Genomic DNA, 18,553 nt, shown 5'->3' with positions numbered 1-18,553 from the left:
CAACCTCACTTTAGTTCTCTAATATATTAGCATACTAAAGTAATTTTTACTTTTCGTCAACCGATTTAACTAATTTATTTAAAATATACTGATAATAGCTTGTCAAATTCCAATATTGTCCGAGATCAATCCAGTGAAACCATTTACTTTCATCAAACAGCAACTTTCCTGCTGTAGCCTCTGTCAGTACAGACTCCGCTGCTGCCATATCATAACGAAAGCGAATAGGAAGTGATAAACCAATCAAAGTATCGATATATGTGCTTGATGTTCCACTGATTGTTATACATGCTTCGTCGTTAAGGTGCGTCAGAATTATGGGCTTTTTTCTATATTGCTTTGCATAACTGAGTGCATCATAGATGATAGCATATGGTACGGGTGCATCGATTTCAAGCAGACGGTTATTATATGCAATTCTCGTCGCTAATTGTGTATCAGACTGATAAACTATCTTTATCATATCTTCATGCTTCAGTTCAACATGATAGAGCGCACTTTCCGGTTGACTAATAATAATATAGAGTCGTTCATTATCTCCGATCACTTCTTCTACATGCTCTATTTTGTCATAAGAGAGCGGAAAATAACGTTCGATTTCAAATGCTTTATGATGATATACCGCTGCATCATAAAGCATCGTTTCAGCTTTTATTACCTCTTTCTTTTGCTTCTTCTGTATCAGTTCTGAAATCATGCTGACCAATTCATTGTCAAGATAATGCGAGAGCAATGTGAAATCAACGCTCACTTCTACATGTATTGAGTGAAGCGTATTAATCTTGTGCATCAGCTTTCTTACATCACTGAATTGGTAGTGTTTTAAATTACCACATGGAATTAAAGTATAACGCTTACCATTAATTTCTCTGATGATAATTTCGTTACTATGCAACGGATATACCGTCTTAATATCATTAAATATGTCGTTATCAATATAAGGTTTCAACTGGCTTATTTGTGATGGTAAAAAACACATATAGCTTGCTATATGTGCCTTAATTTCATTATTCATCTGTTCACCTCTAAAACATACTGTAACCGTTACGACGTAAATTGCGAATCACAAACCCTGCAGTAATTGCACCGATGAGTCCACCGGATAACATTAGAATATCGGCAGGCATCAAATGTGTGATTCCACGTATAAGCTGGTTGAATGCAAATTTTGGTTTCAGTATATAATCTGCTGTAGAAATCTTATCCACAATCGCAAATACGACAAAAGGATAAAGCGCTGTCATAATCCACGTAGATTTTAACAGCATATTGAGAATAAACGCTATTCCGAAAAACAATACAAAAAACAAGATAGTAGATATAATTAATTGTAATAATGCTGTCACTTGAATCCTCCTATAAAAATAAATGATAATGTGTATAGTTAAACTGTGGGCCCGGTGAAGTCGTACTCTTTAAACGCAAAGGTTCCTGCATTTCATCAATCAGCGCTCTAACCATGGGGCTACAGTGATCATCTTGATATAAATCATCAGTGCTACGGAACTGTACATCTTTAATCTCTTCGTCAGGAATGTCTTGACGAATCGTTGTATGTGCAGGACGTACTAAAAAGATGATCATATTATCTGAAATGATATCTTTAATTACCCCTGTACGTAATCCAATTACACCTTCAACAGAACCTTCAATACCCGTCTCTTCATATATTTCTCTTAATACTGCCTGGTCTGCAGTCTCTCCATTATCGACAAAACCTGCAGGAAAGCTCCACATTCCTTTCATACCCCCATATTGTTTCGTAACGACAAGCCATTCACCTTGCTCATTTATTACAAGGCCACTAACGCCAAGCCATACTTTATCTCTTTTCATCTCTTCACCACTTTATATAAATAAAAAGGATGGGACATTGCATCCCATCCCTACAAACTTAGATTCTTAGTACAAATTCTATAGCAATTATAGAAATTTACCTTTTTTGAACGCTACACCTGTACCACCAATTTTGAATACAGCACGTGTATCGATTAATTTCTTCATAAATGCTGCTTTCTTACCAGTAATTTCTTTACCGAATACAACACCTACACCATCATGTGAACCTAAAGAACATACTGTTCCTTTATCATCATATTCGAAAGTAGCTAATTTCTCATTGTTTAATAAACGTTTAACTGCATCTGCAGTAAATTCACCTTGTTGCATTGCAAGTTGAGCTGTCGTTGGCAATGGACGTTTGTTGTCACCTTCGCCAGCCATCACTGCTGAACAGTCACCGATAACGAAGATATCATCGTAACCGTCGATACGTAAATCTTCACGAATTATGATACGACCACGTTTAACGCCGTCAAATGATTCTTCCATCAATTTAGAACCACGTACACCCGCAGCCCAAATTACTGTGTTTGCATAAAGTTGTTCTTCTTTTTCGTCAACTTTAACAACGAAACCATTTTCGTTTGCTGCAACGATAGGTGTTGCAATCTTGAATTCAACACCACGTGCTTCAAGATAATCTACAACATATTTCACTAATGTTTCAGAGAACATCGGTAACATCTTTGGTGCTGCTTCTACACATGTCACTTTAACTTTAGACTGATCGATATTGTATTCTTTACACAGTTCAGGAATACGTTCAGCAAGTTCACCTAATAATTCGATACCAGTGAATCCTGCACCACCAACTAAGATTGCTAAGTCCTTATCATCTTTGTCTGCGCTGTTTGCATAATGCGCAAAACGCTCTTCAATATGTGTAGCAATACGACGTGCAGTATTGATATTCTCGATTTGGAAGGCATGTTCTTTCATACCAGTGATACCGAATGTTTCAGATTCGAAACCTAATGCTACGACTAAAATATCAAAATTGAACGTACCTTTAGACGTTTCAACTGTCTTTTCATCTTTGTTAATCTTTGTAACTTCAGCAGTAACAAAGTCAACTTTAGACTGATTTAAAACACTCGCAATCGGATATAGACAATCTTGATATGCACGTGTACCTGCAGATGCTTCATGTAACCAAGTTGATTCATAGTGATATTCATTCTTATTAATAAGCGTAATATCACAATCTTGTGAACTTACTAATTTTTGAAGTTTAGTAGCTGTTTGTAATCCAGCGTAACCTCCACCTAAAATCACAACTCTCTTTCTCTCAAAACCCATCGATTTCACCCATTCTTATATAATTTTATTCCAATAATCTTGTGATATATGTCACAAATATAATTTTAAGTGTTCCATCTTTTATAATAATCCTTTTACACTTTGAATTCAAGCATATACAAGCAAAATAAAAACTGCTTAACAGTTCTCAGGCGTACCAGCGACGTCTTTCGTTCTGAACGAGCTGCCACAACCACATGAAGCAATTGCATTCGGATTCTCGATTGCAAAGCCGCCCCCCATTAATGATTGTTTAAAATCTACAGTTGTTCCTTTCAATATCGGTGCATCGGCTTTATCTACAAGTACCTTTACATCATAGAAATCATATACTTCATCATTATCCGATGGTGATTCCTCTGCACTCATACCGTATGATAATCCGGTACAGCCCCCACCTTTGACTGAAATTCTTAAGTAACCTTCTGGCATACCGTTTTGTTGCATCATCGATTTTACTTCATATGCTGCTGCTTCTGTTAATATTACTGTTGACATTGCATTACCTCCTAAAAAATCCATGTTTCTTCTATGTGCTGATAAATATTCTTCTTTAACGCTTCAGGCGTCTCACCAGTAACGATATCACCATTAACCAGTGCATATAGACTCTCGTTACATTGCCCGCAATAAGTCAGACAGCCATATTCAAGTACGTCCAGATGCTCATCCTGAGACAACTCATCAAAAACGACCTGGCCACCTTTAGCTAAATTAGAAATACAAAATTCTACGATTGGATTCATCTGATCATCCTTTTTTCATGATAACTATTACTTATCAAGAATCATTAAGTTTTTTTATAGCGAGAAACTTACAATGGCTATAAATTAAAGTCAAACTATATTATAATTTAAATTGTACAAAAACTATAGAACTTTGACTTATAAATGGGGAGAATACAATGAAAAATTTAGTGTTACTTGGTGGGGGATACGGTAATATGCGTATTATGCAACGTCTTTTGCCTAATACGTTACCGGATGAGTACAATATTACTTTGATTGATAAGATACCATTTCACGGACTTAAGACGGAGTTCTATGCACTTGCAGCTGGAACGGAATCGGATAAAGATGTACGTGTAGAATTCCCAAAGGACAAACGTCTGAATATTGTCTTCGGGGAAGTAACACATATTGACTTGGATAAACAGATTATTTCACTCGGTGAAAATCATGTAGATTACGATGAACTCGTTATTGGACTCGGCTGTGAAGATAAGTATCACAACGTACCAGGCGCTGAAGAATATACCTACAGTATTCAGACGATGACGAAAGCACGCAAAACATATCAGGCGATCGCTGACTTACCAAATGGCAGCTGCGTTGGAATTGTAGGCGCCGGTTTAAGTGGGATAGAACTTGCAAGTGAGCTACGAGAATCAAGAAAGGATCTTAAGATTCGATTATTTGATCGTGGTGAACGCATACTTCCTGCATTCCCAGAGAAGTTGAGTACATATGTAAAGAAATGGTTCGATAAGAATGACGTTGAAGTGATACCGAACTCCAATGTTGTTAAGGTGGAGCCAGGGAAACTTTATAATAATGACATCACCTATGATGTAGACATTTGCGTTTGGACTGCAGGCATCCAACCTGTAGAATTAGTTCGTACACTACCTGTCGAACTTGCTGAAGGTAATCGTGTAAAAGTGAATCAGTATCACCAAATACCTGAGCATCGCAATGTCTTCGTAGTAGGCGACTGTGCTGCACTACCACATGCACCAAGTGCACAACTTGCGGAACTTCAAGCAGAACAGATTGTTGATGTCATGAAACATATATGGCAGAATAAATCGCTACCTGAAACAATGCCAGAACTTAAAATTCAGGGGTTCATGGGCTCATTAGGAGATAAAGAAGGCTTTGCATTCTTGATGGAAAAAACCGTTACAGGAAGACTTGCACGACTTATGAAGTCAGGTGTACTCTGGTTATATAAATATCATAATGGATAATATAAGAACCCATCATTTGATGGGTTCTTATACTATCCGTTAATACTTTAACGGTAATGTTGCGCTACAAACTTTGTTACTTGCGGCAATTGAATGTAACCATCTGCAACAATCTCATCATCCATCGTAATCAGTGGATAGAATAATTCATCATTGTTAATCTGTTCAATGATATTTTCATCATGATCCGTTAAATTAGAACTATTATTAATATCAATATAATTAAAATTAAATGCGAGCTCTGGAAATTTCCGTTTTAAATTTGGCTGAATCCAGTCATAAATATCCTTTGACGTCGGTGCATTGACACAGCTTGCACACACAACATCGGCACCATAGATGATAACATTTATCATTTATAAGCCATCCCCCTTAATTTTTTCATTAAAATATGCTATATTGATTATACTAAAGAAATGAGTAATTACATAGTAATACTCTTGGAAAGGAGTTATTATGACAACTGAACAGCAAACAATGTTTGACCAAGTCAATGAAGTGCTTGAAAAGTTACGTCCATTTCTTTTAAGAGATGGCGGCGACTGCGAATTAGTTGATGTCGAAGATGGTATCGTAAAATTACGTTTACTTGGCGCATGTGGTACATGTCCTTCTTCTACAATCACATTAAAGGCAGGTATCGAACGCGCATTACTTGAAGAAGTGCCTGGCGTCGTTGAGGTTGAACAAGTATTTTAATAAAATCCCAAATCAACACTGTTGATTTGGGATTTTATTTTACTTACGGGGTTGTTATTGGACGATGATGAATGTGATTGTCCATCTGTTCATCTATATACGCCCATCCTTTCCAGCCGATATGTACTGCGTCACTTAATACATATGGTTCGTACTCCTTATCACTTAAATCATAGAGTTTAAATCCAGCTGAAGTGATTTTCTTGTTGATTTTATCATATACTGGCTGTCTTTGAGATTGTGGAATATTGATATGATCATACCATTTTCCATTAGCAGGAATAGAGATAAATATCGGGTCTGATTTGCTCTCCTTTAAAATATCAAGCAATAATTGTAAGTCGTTAAATTCTTGAGAGTTGATATAAAACTCACCATTTCTATATAATTTTTTTTGATGTTTTTGTATCATATCAAAATATTCATTTCTCATAAAATATGGATTGTTAGTTGCATGCCTACTTCCAAATTTCACTGCTAAATCTCTGATTTCTTCCCAAGATTTGTGTTCTAGATCGAGATGCTTTCTCTTTTTAAATCGATTTCCAGGAATCATGAACTTTGATTTAACAATATCATTTTTCTCCATAAGATTTTCATAGATGCCCCTTGAAACTTCGCTATTATCCGCTTCACTATTTGCATACACATTAACTTGTTCATCATCCTTAGTCGCAGAAAAATGCATTAATCTCTTACTCATCCTATGCTTTAAGTCTGGAGATAGATTTGGATTGCTCAATAGTTTATCTAATTGTAATTGAGAATATCGTGCAGAAAAATTATTATCTTCCAGTCCTTTTTTTGTAAACCATTGTGGTGAAATGATAATTGCAAACTTTTTGTTTTCGATATGCCCAGCATGACTTCCAATATTAATGGCGTGAATTAAGTCGGTAGATCCACCTGTCCCAATAAGAAAAGGGATCTTACCGAATTTCTTTTCTTTGAATATATGCGTCGGATGAAAGGGATCACGTTTCTCAAGTTCACTTGAACCAAATATCGGGTAGAACTTCTTATCTTCGAACATCTCTGTCTGAATCGCACTTCCCTTAAATGTTATTTCATTTAAATTGACACCATCACCGGTTACTGTCTTAAAAGGAACATATCTTTTTAGATAGTCAGATGGCATTGCTAAAAAAACTACAAATAGACTAATGGCAATGATTGCCGGTAAGAACTTTTTAATCATCTTAATTCTTCTAATACATCTGCTATCATGTTTGGTGTTGCCCATTCATCACGATCAAAGTCGGTGATTGTGAGATCCATATCTAATCGATCATTTAATGCAAGTAATAATCCGACTGTTGCAAACGAATCAAGAATATTCTCATCAAATATTCTTACGTCCGGATTTTCTTTTACAATATTGTTTTCTGCTACATCTGCGATTACATCTAATACTTCTTGTTTAAATTCCATTATTCTTCACTCCTAAAATAGTTTTCCTGAAAAAATTAAAAATCCAAATGCCACAACGTGGAAAGTAATCAGAATTCCTATGAAATCAACTACTTTTACTGGTAACTTATAAGGATGTTTCTTTCGGTATTGTTCATAATAACCATATAGTACAAATAAGATACCGTGGTATATTCCGTATGCTATATAAAACCATTCAATGCCATGCCAGATACCCATGATAAGAAAGTTCAGCATAAAACCTATATTGCTTGTCGTAAAGTTATTCTTAATATATTTATTCTTTGAAATAAAGAATACAAAACGCATATACACCATGTCTCTAAACCAAAAAGACAGTGACATGTGCCATCTATTCCAGAAATCTTTGATGTTCTTTGCTTTAAAAGGCTGATTAAAGTTCGGTGGTGTTTCAACACCCATAATATAACTAAATGCAAGGGCAAATAAACTGTAACCCGCAAAATCAAAGAAGAGATAGAAACTATAAGCATACATATAGATAATCTTCATCCATAAATCTGAATTCTCAAAAGTTATATTCAATATTACTTTCTGGTTAATAAAATACGCAATGATATATTTATATAAAAATCCAATAAAAATATAATGAATTGCTTTTTGTAAAAGATCAGAATATTTTTCCTGAGTTATCTCTCTCGCAATATCTTTATTAAATCGTTTATATCGGTCAATAGGACCGGAAGAGATCGTCGGAAAAAAGGTTAAGAACTTCAGTACTTCAAATAAATTAAGTGTTTTGATGCGTCTATCTCTTATTTCCATAATTATTTGAATACATTTAAACATGATATAGGATATCCCTAAGAATCCAATTAATGATTTAATAGAAAATTCACCTAGATGACCTGTAAAACCAAATAGTGAACTTTGAATTACTTTTACAGCTGCCAGCGGGGCAATAGATAACACTAAAAAGATAATAAACAAAGATAAGGTATTTTTGTGCTTTACTAACTTTAAATAACTACTAATTATAATAAGTTGATAGATGATATATATAATAAAGCTAATCATCTCAAACGACAGTATCGATATGCCAAAAAGGTTCTTGTTAGGATCTTTAAAGATTAAAACCAGCATGATAACTGTAACAACCCAATTATAATAATGGTTCCTTCTTCCACAGAAACCGAGTACTATGACAGGTACCAATAGTGCTAATGCTATAAAGAAAAACTGAAAATCTCCATAAGGTATCATTATCGATCACCTAATAGTGCTTTGCGATCTACTTTCCCGTTTGCAGTCATAGGAATTTGATCAATCACATTAAACTTTCTTGGAATCATATATTCAGGCAATTCATTTTTTAGCTTTTCTTTAACAGTAGCTTCTTGAAGATTAATTGCAACAACATGGGCAATTAGGTATTGTACTCTTCCTTGTTTCTCAACAGGTGTTACAATACACGCCTTAATGCCTTCCTGCTCAGTAATCACATGTTCTATCTCTTCAAGCTCCATACGGTAACCATTCAGTTTAATCTGAAAGTCAATACGCCCGTCAATAAACAATAGTCCATCTTCAAGTCTAGCTTTATCTCCCGTACGGTAGCTACGTTCTTTATCTTGGTAGAATTGCGCTGCAGTCTTATCCGGCGCATTGACATAACCTGTACTTACCGCATTACCATGAACGTGCAGCTCATCATCGGTAATAGATAATGTAACACCTGGTCGTGCATATCCAACAGGTAAAGGGTTATATTTGTGCAGTACATCTTCAGTTATTTCTAATCCTGTCACTGCAACAGTTGCTTCAGTAGGACCATAAGTATTGTAAATATGACTATCATTAAACTTGGACTTTAAGCTTTCAGCTGTCTTATGCTTGAGTGCCTCACCACAGAAGTAGAAATACTTTAAATTACTATGATGCACTGCGTCAAATTCCGGTAGCATTAAACACATTTCCATGAATGACGGCGTAGATACCCACGCCGATATCGGATATCGTTTTAAAGTTTCATAAATGCCGATCGGTTTTTTGATCATATCCTTGTCAATCATCACTAATGTGCTTCCCGTCGCTAGTGAAGGGTATACGGCCATTACCGAAAGATCAAAAGATAAAGGCGCCTGATTTAACCAGTAATTTTCTTCTTGTGTTTCGTATAAAGATGTCATCCACTCTGTAAATTCATTTAATGATTCACTCAGTATTGTTACTCCTTTTGGCATCCCTGTCGACCCACTTGTGAATATTGTATAGGCTACATCATCCGCTTTAAGACCTGGTAAATTATAGTATTCTTCTTTAACGTCACTTGGAGTTATCGTTTGTATGGGTGTTGCTAATTCTTCTGTCGCAAAGATAAATTCCGGTTGGATTGTATCGATTATTTTATCTATACGTTCACTTGGTATCGACACATCTATCGGTACATAACCAATTCCAGCTTTAAGTGATGCGATCATACCTACTAGCATCCATTTTGACATATGTCCGTATACGATGAGTGGTTTTTTCGAATGTAATAACTTCTGCCCCAAATCATCACTTAATAAATCAAGTGCACGATACGTCATCGTTTCCTCTCTATGAATAAAAGCAATTTTTTCTGGCTGCTGATTTACAACTTGTTCAAACGTTTTTAGAAAATCCATTTTCCACCTCTTACATTAAAATTCATTGTATATAAAGTTATTCTCAACGCTTCCACCAGCGTATATCCAGAACAACATGAACAGTATTGAAATATAAAGTAAAGTTAGGAGTACTAATCTAGTATTCTCGTTTATTGTATCTTTCATGGCTTCACCTCTTTATTCTCACCTAATTATATTACAACTATATTTCAAACATTAAAATTATATTAATAATTTATTTACAATAACTGATATTACTATTTTTTAACTTTAAAATCAATAAATTTCCTGTTCATAATTTGGACACAAAAAAAATACTATGATTTCTCATAGTATTTTTATACTTCTGTTTTCTTCTTTTGATGATTAACACACGTATATTATTCACCAGTTTCGTATATGCGAATAACATCTAATAAGTTTTTAACACTATGCGTTGGCGGAACTTGCTCTGCCATCACCTGTTCATAAGTGCTGACTCCTGTTTGAACATGTAATGTATCTATCCCTGCATTGATACCACTCATAATGTCTGTCATATATAAATCACCGATCATTACGAGTTCTTCTTTCGGTAATTGCATCATATCTACTGCTTTATTCATAATTGTTTCCATGGGTTTACCGATAAACTTAGGTTCTATACCCGTTGATACAGAGACCACACTCGTTAAAGCTCCATTCCCTGGTAAAAATCCACGTTCTGTCGGAATAGACGTATCTGGATTTGTCGAAATAAATCGAGCTCCATTACGCACAGCAAGACATGCTTTAGATAATTTTTCATAGTTGATGTCTACATCTAGGCCAATAACGACATAATCCACATGAATATCATCTGTAATAACAAGCTGTTCATCTTGTAATGCTTGTCTGATTCCAGTACCACCAATAACATAGACACTTGCACCTGGATGTTCTTCTGCGATATAACTTGCTGTTGCCATTGCACTTGTGACAACATTATCAGGCGTTGCGATAAATCCCATATCCGTTAATTTCTCAGCAACCTCATCCGGACGTTTCGATGCGTTATTTGTAACAAAGAGATAGGGTAGATTATTATTCGACAAATATTCGATAAATTCCTTTGCACCTTCTATAACGCGTGTGCCAGCGTACATCGTTCCATCTAAATCTAACAGATAACCTTTATACTTCTTCAACTTTTCCACCCTTTCCAAATGCTGATACTGGTCCTAATTCATTTTCGATAAATGTATCCACATTTGCTTTAAACTGTTTATAGCTTGCAATATTCTCCATAAATACACGCTTCACTTCATTGTGATCAATATTAATATAATCACGTACAAACCATTGTCTTAAATACAATGTATCGCGCATCATCTGCGCATCTTGTGCAGGAATTACTTGTTCCATTTCAAGGATATCCAATACATCTTTATAACTTCCTGGATCTCGCATAATAAATCCATCGATAATCATATTTCCTACATCTACAACACTCTCAATCAACATATGCGCAATACGCTCGAGTGCGTATCCTTCACTCTCTTCTAACACTTGTGATAATTGATTGATATACGCTAACTTTAATGTGAGTTCTTCTCTATCTACGAAATACATACCATCGCCTCCACTTCTCAGTTTATCAAATTTTGTATTCCGCTGCACTTCAATGTATACTATTCTTAAATGAGGTGAAGAAAATGATAGATATGTTCTTATATGATGATGAAGAACAAGCCAAAGTCAGATTCGTCAGCTTTGTTGGCGATAGCCGACATGATTTGACTTTAATTCAAACTGACCGACATTACGGTAAGACCATTGTATTAAATACACAATCAAACAAATTCGGTATTATTGGTCGAGATGATCTGGATGAACCTGGCTATATTGAACACGTACTTGGTGTCAATGAAAGTGATGCAGAAGAAATAAAGAGCTTTTTATATGAGGTCATTCTATAAAAAGCGATAATGATTATTATAATAATCATTATCGCTTTTTTATTTTAGTAGACTATAAATCTGTTGTGCCAATTTCTCATTATTAGGAATTTCATTTTGTGTTAGTTTGTTAGTAGCAACGACGACGACCTTGTTATGATTAAACAGGCTGACAAAATCTATCCCAAAGAAGTATCCACGCGAACGGTAATATTCTTTTTTTAAGGACATACCATATCTATATTTAGAATGTATATTAAAAATCATGGGCTTCGATATTGAATCTAATTGTGACTTACTTAACACTCTATATTGCATCACATCATTCAATAAAATTCCCATATCTTTCGGAGACATATAAATATTCCCTGCACCATAAAATTTATCCAAGCCCGTTGGCTCTATCGCTTTCCAATTATGATTCACATACTTTAATCCTTTAACAAAATAAGGGCTTAATTTTTCGTCATCAAAAAAACTTGATTCTTTTAAATGATATTTCTTAAATATACGCTGTTCAACATTTTGCTGATAAGATTTTCCTGTGACATTTTCTATCACCTTTGCAAGTAAAATATAATTTGCATCATTATATAAATATGATCCATGAGGAACTTGGCCAAGACCTGTCGCATTTATATTATCAACTGATGCATCTAATCCATGATAATCTCCATGAGATGCATACTTCACTAACCCCGAGCGATGTAATATTAAATCTTTTATTTTAATATTTGGATATTTGAAATTTGGAATGTATTGTTTAACAGGTACATCAACATTAATTATCCTATCATCAACAAGTTGCTTTGTAATAATCCCGGTTATTAATTTTTGGCAAGAACCAATTAAATACATGCTATTCTCGTCAAATTTTTCAGTCTGATCAGCACCTTTAAATCCATAAGACTGATCTAACAATGTATCATTATTGTAAGCAACAAATACACTTCCATTAAAGTGATTTTTCTTTATCAATTGATCTACTTGTATTTTTAATGTATCATTTTGATTCGTTTTAACTATGTTTGTTTGAACACCTGTATTTTGTTTATCTCTTGCTTCATGTCCTTCATTATTTTTTCCTGTTAATTCATAAATTAATGCTGCCCATAATCCAATGATTAGCAACAAAACGATTAGCTTTCTCATAAATACCTCTTTGACAATGTGATATGTAGAATTTATAACTTTTATTTATAATTGTCAATTATTAGCAATATTCATTTGAATTGAGTATATTTAATAGTATTGTTTCTGCTTGATATACATTGCTTTCCCTATTGGATGCCACACAAATAAACGATTTTGCATTAAAATAAACAACAACATCATGTGCATATAAAGAGCCTCTTAATCTTAAATAATTATCTCTTAAAGAAATCCCACTTCTGTACTTTTGATTTTTATATCGATGAGGTGCTAGTATGAACTCTGTTTTTGGTTTATTGAAGATAAGATGGTTAGCGAATAGATGACTAAGTATATCAATATCCTTCAGTGACATATACATATTTCCTGCTCCATAGTACTTATCAAGATCATTATGCCAATCTTCAATAAGTACACTACCAAATTGATGAAGGCCCGTCGTTGCACCGGTAACTTCATCATAAAAGCAACTATGCGCAAGCTGATATTTGTCGATAATTCTGTCATAAACTACCGCTCTATACGTCTGGTTTTCGACAATTTCGATTAGTTTTGCGAGTAATATATAGTTTGCATCGTTATAATCAAATTTATGAAATGGTAGTTTAGCACCCGATGCTCGAATCATATTTACGGATTGATCAAGTCCATAAAAATTGTGATGTACCTTATACGGACTAAGTCCACTAATATGAAGTAATAAGTCTTCAATCGTAATAAAATCAGGTAAACCGTTAATATATTTAACAATCTTATCCATTCTACGGATTTTACCTTCATCTATCAGTTGTTCAATGATAATACCCGTAATAAATTTTTGTATAGATGCTGTTAAAAATTGTGTATCGTATGTTATCGGATCCTGGTTTAAGTTTTTATATCCATAGCTTTGATGTAAGATACCTTTTCCTTCATGACTTATTCGAATTTGTCCATTAAAGTTTAGACCATGTAAATATTTATCTATTGCAGTGTAAGATATATTACGGTTACGATTAAATAAAAATTCAAAGGCTATTTTCATTACGCTCTCCTAAAAAAACCGAAAAGCATATGCTTTTCGGTCTAGTATAATAAATTCAATTTATTTCTGAAAATATTTGAAGGTCTTATCTTTATGCTCAGTTGGCTCTTCTTGCTCATTCTGCTGTTGTTTTTCAACTTGTGTCTGTTTCTCTAGTTGAACAGGCACCTCTGACTCAGCACGCTTTGTGTCATCTTGTTGTGATGTATTCGCTGCAATCACAACCTCAGCACCGAAATGCTTTACAACTTCTTGTTCATTCAGTCTTCTCAGAACAAAATATGCACATCCAAAGTTGCAGTACTCAAGTAAATAATCCTGGATTGTAGAGAACCTTTTATTTACTTCCGAGCCCTTTTTATTATCTTCGAAGAAACCACGTAGCCTGAGCTGTTCGAATCCTATATCGCCAACAATATAAGGATAGCGATCTAATATTTCTGAATATCGATGGTCAAACATTTCCTGATTGAATGCTTCTCGATAATTCTCAATGACTTCAAAATAATGTCGTCCAGTCTGTATGATCATAGCGCACCTACTTACTAGAAAGCTCACCTAAACGATGTTTTTCTTTCGCAGCTTCATTTACTTGTTCATCTGCATGATATGAACTTCTCACCATTGGTCCTGCCTGGCAGTGTTTGAATCCTTTTTCCATCGCTACTTTACGTAACTTACCGAATTCAAGCGGTGTATAATATTTTTGGACCTTAAGGTGTTTACGGCTTGGCTGAAGGTACTGACCGATTGTCATAATATCTACGTCATTTGCACGCAAATCATCCATCACTTCGTAGATTTCTTCTGTTGTTTCTCCAAGTCCAACCATTAAACTCGATTTTGTCGGGATATCTGGATATAGTTCTTTAGAACGTCGTAATACTTCAAGAGAACGGTCATACGTTGCACGCGCACGAACTCTTGGCGTAAGGCGTCTTACCGTTTCAATATTATGGTTTAAGATATCTGGTTTTGCTGCCATCAACGTTTCCCAGTTCTCAATGCTGCCACCCATATCAGATGGTAATACTTCAATTGTTGTATATGGATTGACTTCACGTACTTGACGAATTGTTTCCGCATAAACATGTGCACCACCGTCTTTTAGGTCATCACGAGCAACTGCTGTGATAACGACGTGCTTTAGATTCATTAGACGAACAGATTCTGCAACACGTTCTGGTTCGTTTAAGTCAAGTTCATTCGGCAATCCTGTCTTAACTGCACAGAAACGACATGCACGTGTACAGATTGCACCTAATATCATGATTGTCGCAGTCTTTCTTTCACCCCAGCATTCATGGATATTCGGACATTTTGCTTCTTCACATACTGTATTTAAATTGTGCTCGCGCATCATTTTTTTTAGACCAGTGTAACTTTTATTAGTATTTAATTTTATCTTTAGCCATTCGGGTTTTCTTAGTATTTCTTCATTTTTTGTAGCCAAACTAATCCCTCCAAAATTCTGATGATTTCATTATAACATATATGTAAGATGCCATTATTGTCAAATTTATAAACTCAGCATGTGTATTATATTTTTTTCACTGCTGTTTCCATAATATCACGTAAAAATTCTGGCATATAATAGCGCTTTTCATTTTGCGTAAACTGGGGAAAGAATCTTCCGAAAGTATACATATCGAGTGTCGCTAAATAATATTTCTTATGATTATCTATTTCCTCTGTACCAATGAAATAGCGTTGCTGTGACTGTATATAACCAATATTCTTCCATACATACATTCCAAAGATATCCCCTCTGAATCCGAAACCTTTGACAATGTCATCGCGGTAATCATGCAGCATACTCATATTGATAATTTCTTTTAGTTCACGTCCTGAGAGCGTAATCTTAACTGGGTTAATCGGGTGTGGCAGCATCGTATGTAAATCGAAATATGAAAAACCTCTACCTTCAAATCCTTTTACAATAAGACCAGAATTAATCAGGGCACAGTCCCCACCTGTGAAATCCATCAAAGCTTGTGAGAGCAGATCTGTTGTATAGGATGCACTGTAAAGGCGTCTCGGCAAATCCAGCTGCTTGTCTGAAACTTTTTGGCTGAGCAGCGCTGCACCTGCTTCAAAGAAGTCTTCTCCTGTTGGTCTGAGGTCGTTCGTATCAATCAACCTTGCACTTTTACGGATAAGCTTTCGCCCTTCAAATATTAAAGTCATCTCTCCGATGTACTCACCATATCTACCAGCAGCACCGATAAGTACATCATTTACAACTTCTCCTTGCTGGAAGAAATGATGTGTATGTGCACCTAGTATAATATCAATTTGCGGACAAGCTTCAGCAAGCTGTCGATCAAAGAACTTTCCGAGATGGCTCAGAATAATCACGACATCTACATGTTCATGAATGCGATGTACTTCACGAATAATGGCAGACATCGGATCCGTAACCTCCCAGCCTAGCGCTTTATAAAAAGGTGTAAATTCAGCTGTAGCACCGATGATACCATAAGTGATTCCTTGTCTTTCCATAATAACGGATGTGCGAATGTTTTCTGGAAGATTGCCCTGTTCATCAAATAGATTACAGCATGTAATTTCGAACCGTGCATCTTGATAAAGTTGATTGAACGCATCATGATCGAGCGTGATTCCCTCATTATTTCCGATCGTCACTACATCTACTTGTGCATCATTCAGTAATTCTATATTCGATTTTCCTAATGTTGCCTCAGTCAGCGGATGACTTCTGTCCACATGATCCCCCAGGTCAAAATAAATCATATCTGTGTGTTCTTCACGTCTATCATTGAGATAACGACTAATTTTATGATAGTTGGATAAATAGCTATGTATATCGTTCGTATGAAATAATTTCACTTCCATGTCGCTTCACCTCTCTTAGCTTATCGTACTCTTAATTATTAAATATATTCCTAACAGCATCAAGATTACTCTGAGCATCATAACGACCGTTGAGGATTTCATTGATTTATTGATACGTACACCGATACGTGCGCCAACATAGCTGGCAGCAATCAAGATGAGTGCATAGGGCCATATAATATTACCTTGAGCGATATGACTCACTGCTCCTGTCACACTAGACACAAAAATCATAATCATACTTGTACCTACTGCAATATGAGGTGGAAATCTAAAGATAATGATCATCAAAGGGGTCATCAGGGCACCACCACCAATGCCGAATAACCCTGTCAGACAACCTACGAAGAAAGTCGCAATTACAGCCGGAACAGGTGCAATGCTATAATGATATGTCACACCTTCCTTGTCCGTAAATGTCTTCTCATGTGCTTTATTCTGAAAAAGTCTTATCGGTTTTATCTTATCTCTCACCAAAAGAACAATACTCATGATAATGAGAAATATTCCAAAGTATAGATTGAAGCTATGTAATGTTAAATACTTACTTAAATGTGCACCAATTAATGCACCAGGAATGATACCGATCATAAAGATGACTGCATTCTTCAGATCTGCCTGTTTATTCTTCATATATCCAATTGCAGCGGTCAGTCCAGTAGAGATTAAAATCACTGTAGAAGTCCCGATTGCCTTTTGCGGTGTAATACCATCAATAATCCCAGCATCCATCCCAAGATATATGAGTGCAGGAACAATGATTATACCGCCACCAATTCCAACGATAGCGCCGATAATACTTGAGAATAAACCGAGAATAATTAATATAATAATTGCTTGAATTGTCATCATGTCACTTCCTAAAATAATTTCAGCTGTTTATGATTCAGCCCTGTATATTCAATACCTAATAACTCACATATCTGTTTAGCATTTTTAGCTGCATGACCCCCGGAATTATTGTTGAATAGACAATAGACGTCCTTTGCTTTATGATCTAGTATCTTTAGCGATTGTGCAATGTGCTTGAGTTCCGTCTCATTATAATCGTACAAATATCTGACATCTCGCCATTCATCATCTGTTAAGTCTTTCTTTGTCCATCCAGCAATATTTCTTCCGTGAAGTCGCATCAACGCTGTATTTGAAGTAACTCTATTGACGAAAGGAATAGAGCCATGCCCCGCCTGGGGTTCATCACACACAGAATGCATCAGTTCATGTTCATAAAGAAACTGTAACGTATGCTCTTTCATATCATCTGTAAACCAGCTATCATTTCTAAACTCGATACAGAGTGGAAATGGTTTAAGGTGTTGTTTTAAATAGATGATATAGTTAATATTAATAGTAGAACATTCATACCAAGGTGGAAACTGAATTAATATACAACCGAGCTTTCCCGCTGCAAAGAGTGGCTGAATCATCTGTTTGTACTGGCGGATCAGTTCTTCTTTATTGGCAGCAAACTTGCTGATATCATTATGTCCTGTTAATGCCTGATGAATCTTCACGATAAACTTAAAGTTGTCCGGCGTCTCACTGATCCATTTACGAATATTACGTTCCGGCTGCAGTGAATAGTACGTCGCATCTAATTCAACGATGGGAAAATGTGCAGCATAGTTAAAAAGCTTCTCTGATTTATTCGTTAAATCTTCATATAATAAATCGTGGTCGCCCCATCCTGTTAATCCAATATATATCATATCATCACCCATTTACAATCTTATCATAAAGTAAGGAAAACGAT

General features: G+C 35.4%; 24 protein-coding genes. 3 read left to right on the top strand and 21 right to left on the bottom strand.

Annotation, left to right across the window (positions count from 1 at the left end; all coding sequences use genetic code 11):
* Positions 1–46: 46 nt before the first annotated feature.
* From ACZ2V4_RS05945 to ACZ2V4_RS05920, 6 genes are all read right to left on the bottom strand, one after another.
* Positions 47–1,015: a hypothetical protein gene (locus ACZ2V4_RS05945; protein ID WP_490514623.1), complete on the bottom strand. Its 969-nt coding sequence runs from the start codon at positions 1,013–1,015 to the stop codon at positions 47–49.
* Positions 1,016–1,025: 10 nt separating this feature from the next.
* Complete coding sequence (locus ACZ2V4_RS05940; protein WP_283721779.1) at positions 1,026–1,346, bottom strand: YuiB family protein; 321 nt, start codon at positions 1,344–1,346, stop codon at positions 1,026–1,028.
* A gap of 10 nt (positions 1,347–1,356) precedes the next feature.
* Positions 1,357–1,836: an NUDIX domain-containing protein gene (locus tag ACZ2V4_RS05935; protein WP_283721780.1), complete on the bottom strand. Its 480-nt coding sequence runs from the start codon at positions 1,834–1,836 to the stop codon at positions 1,357–1,359.
* 87 nt (positions 1,837–1,923) lie between these two features.
* Entirely contained in the window at positions 1,924–3,141 is a 1,218-nt protein-coding gene (locus ACZ2V4_RS05930; RefSeq protein WP_490514622.1) for an NAD(P)/FAD-dependent oxidoreductase, read from the bottom strand.
* A 138-nt stretch (positions 3,142–3,279) separates the two neighbouring features.
* Positions 3,280–3,639, bottom strand: a complete 360-nt coding sequence (locus ACZ2V4_RS05925) for a HesB/IscA family protein (protein ID WP_419895421.1) — start codon at positions 3,637–3,639, stop codon at positions 3,280–3,282.
* Between the two features lie 11 nt (positions 3,640–3,650).
* Positions 3,651–3,887, bottom strand: coding sequence for a YuzB family protein (locus ACZ2V4_RS05920; RefSeq protein ID WP_219494178.1), 237 nt, complete (start codon positions 3,885–3,887; stop codon positions 3,651–3,653).
* A 158-nt stretch (positions 3,888–4,045) separates the two neighbouring features.
* On the opposite strand from ACZ2V4_RS05920, the gene ACZ2V4_RS05915 reads away from it, so the two are divergent.
* On the top strand, positions 4,046–5,110 hold the full coding sequence (locus ACZ2V4_RS05915; protein ID WP_219494176.1) for an NAD(P)/FAD-dependent oxidoreductase: 1,065 nt from the start codon (positions 4,046–4,048) through the stop codon (positions 5,108–5,110).
* Positions 5,111–5,157: 47 nt separating this feature from the next.
* On the opposite strand, the gene ACZ2V4_RS05910 is transcribed toward ACZ2V4_RS05915, so the two are convergent.
* Positions 5,158–5,466 carry a YuzD family protein gene (locus ACZ2V4_RS05910; protein ID WP_219494174.1) on the bottom strand — a complete coding sequence of 103 codons (309 nt, stop codon included), beginning with the start codon at positions 5,464–5,466 and terminating at the stop codon, positions 5,158–5,160.
* A gap of 100 nt (positions 5,467–5,566) precedes the next feature.
* On the opposite strand from ACZ2V4_RS05910, the gene ACZ2V4_RS05905 reads away from it, so the two are divergent.
* Positions 5,567–5,809, top strand: coding sequence for a NifU family protein (locus tag ACZ2V4_RS05905; RefSeq protein ID WP_041635844.1), 243 nt, complete (start codon positions 5,567–5,569; stop codon positions 5,807–5,809).
* A 43-nt stretch (positions 5,810–5,852) separates the two neighbouring features.
* Here the strand turns inward: ACZ2V4_RS05905 and dltD are convergent, their stop codons facing one another.
* The 7 genes from dltD to ACZ2V4_RS05870 all read right to left on the bottom strand — a co-directional run bounded on the left by dltD (position 5,853) and on the right by ACZ2V4_RS05870 (position 11,442).
* Positions 5,853–7,007, bottom strand: a complete 1,155-nt coding sequence (gene dltD / locus ACZ2V4_RS05900; protein ID WP_420496418.1) for a D-alanyl-lipoteichoic acid biosynthesis protein DltD — start codon at positions 7,005–7,007, stop codon at positions 5,853–5,855.
* On the bottom strand, positions 7,004–7,240 hold the full coding sequence (gene dltC / locus ACZ2V4_RS05895) for a D-alanine--poly(phosphoribitol) ligase subunit 2 (protein WP_413474280.1): 237 nt from the start codon (positions 7,238–7,240) through the stop codon (positions 7,004–7,006). The genes dltD and dltC overlap by 4 nt, the downstream gene beginning before the upstream one ends.
* A 12-nt stretch (positions 7,241–7,252) precedes the next feature.
* Positions 7,253–8,464 (bottom strand): D-alanyl-lipoteichoic acid biosynthesis protein DltB, encoded by a 1,212-nt coding sequence (gene dltB, locus ACZ2V4_RS05890; protein WP_490514621.1) that lies wholly within the window; start codon positions 8,462–8,464, stop codon positions 7,253–7,255.
* A complete protein-coding gene (gene dltA, locus ACZ2V4_RS05885) occupies positions 8,464–9,870 on the bottom strand; it encodes a D-alanine--poly(phosphoribitol) ligase subunit DltA (RefSeq protein WP_219494170.1) in 1,407 nt (468 codons plus the stop codon). The genes dltB and dltA overlap by 1 nt, the downstream gene beginning before the upstream one ends.
* Before the next feature lie 15 nt (positions 9,871–9,885).
* On the bottom strand, positions 9,886–10,017 hold the full coding sequence (locus ACZ2V4_RS05880) for a teichoic acid D-Ala incorporation-associated protein DltX (protein WP_283721788.1): 132 nt from the start codon (positions 10,015–10,017) through the stop codon (positions 9,886–9,888).
* A gap of 215 nt (positions 10,018–10,232) precedes the next feature.
* A complete protein-coding gene (locus tag ACZ2V4_RS05875; protein WP_219494166.1) occupies positions 10,233–11,018 on the bottom strand; it encodes a TIGR01457 family HAD-type hydrolase in 786 nt (261 codons plus the stop codon).
* Positions 11,005–11,442 (bottom strand): DUF86 domain-containing protein, encoded by a 438-nt coding sequence (locus ACZ2V4_RS05870; protein WP_219494165.1) that lies wholly within the window; start codon positions 11,440–11,442, stop codon positions 11,005–11,007. Before ACZ2V4_RS05870 ends, ACZ2V4_RS05875 begins: the two co-directional genes overlap by 14 nt.
* A gap of 83 nt (positions 11,443–11,525) precedes the next feature.
* On the opposite strand from ACZ2V4_RS05870, the gene ACZ2V4_RS05865 reads away from it, so the two are divergent.
* The gene (locus tag ACZ2V4_RS05865; protein WP_219494163.1) at positions 11,526–11,789 is read left to right on the top strand and encodes a DUF3055 domain-containing protein; all 264 of its coding nucleotides are present in this window, start codon (positions 11,526–11,528) and stop codon (positions 11,787–11,789) included.
* Between the two features lie 39 nt (positions 11,790–11,828).
* Here the strand turns inward: ACZ2V4_RS05865 and ACZ2V4_RS05860 are convergent, their stop codons facing one another.
* The 7 genes from ACZ2V4_RS05860 to ACZ2V4_RS05830 all read right to left on the bottom strand — a co-directional run bounded on the left by ACZ2V4_RS05860 (position 11,829) and on the right by ACZ2V4_RS05830 (position 18,509).
* Positions 11,829–12,920 (bottom strand): serine hydrolase domain-containing protein, encoded by a 1,092-nt coding sequence (locus ACZ2V4_RS05860; protein ID WP_490514620.1) that lies wholly within the window; start codon positions 12,918–12,920, stop codon positions 11,829–11,831.
* A gap of 61 nt (positions 12,921–12,981) precedes the next feature.
* Complete coding sequence (locus ACZ2V4_RS05855; RefSeq protein WP_490514619.1) at positions 12,982–13,944, bottom strand: serine hydrolase domain-containing protein; 963 nt, start codon at positions 13,942–13,944, stop codon at positions 12,982–12,984.
* Between the two features lie 60 nt (positions 13,945–14,004).
* On the bottom strand, positions 14,005–14,475 hold the full coding sequence (locus tag ACZ2V4_RS05850) for a YutD family protein (RefSeq protein WP_241427485.1): 471 nt from the start codon (positions 14,473–14,475) through the stop codon (positions 14,005–14,007).
* 7 nt (positions 14,476–14,482) lie between these two features.
* Complete coding sequence (gene lipA / locus ACZ2V4_RS05845; RefSeq protein WP_219494157.1) at positions 14,483–15,397, bottom strand: lipoyl synthase; 915 nt, start codon at positions 15,395–15,397, stop codon at positions 14,483–14,485.
* Positions 15,398–15,483: 86 nt separating this feature from the next.
* Positions 15,484–16,800 (bottom strand): bifunctional metallophosphatase/5'-nucleotidase, encoded by a 1,317-nt coding sequence (locus ACZ2V4_RS05840; RefSeq protein ID WP_490514618.1) that lies wholly within the window; start codon positions 16,798–16,800, stop codon positions 15,484–15,486.
* 15 nt (positions 16,801–16,815) lie between these two features.
* Entirely contained in the window at positions 16,816–17,649 is an 834-nt protein-coding gene (locus ACZ2V4_RS05835) for a sulfite exporter TauE/SafE family protein (protein ID WP_219494153.1), read from the bottom strand.
* A gap of 11 nt (positions 17,650–17,660) precedes the next feature.
* Positions 17,661–18,509, bottom strand: a complete 849-nt coding sequence (locus tag ACZ2V4_RS05830; protein WP_219494152.1) for a DUF72 domain-containing protein — start codon at positions 18,507–18,509, stop codon at positions 17,661–17,663.
* Between the last annotated feature and the right edge of the window lie 44 nt (positions 18,510–18,553).

The sequence above is a fragment of the Macrococcus sp. CoH-51_TC_04 genome (genome assembly GCF_058188655.1).
The sequence above is the reverse complement of the archived record's forward strand: the minus strand, read 5'-3'. Positions and strand labels throughout refer to the sequence as shown.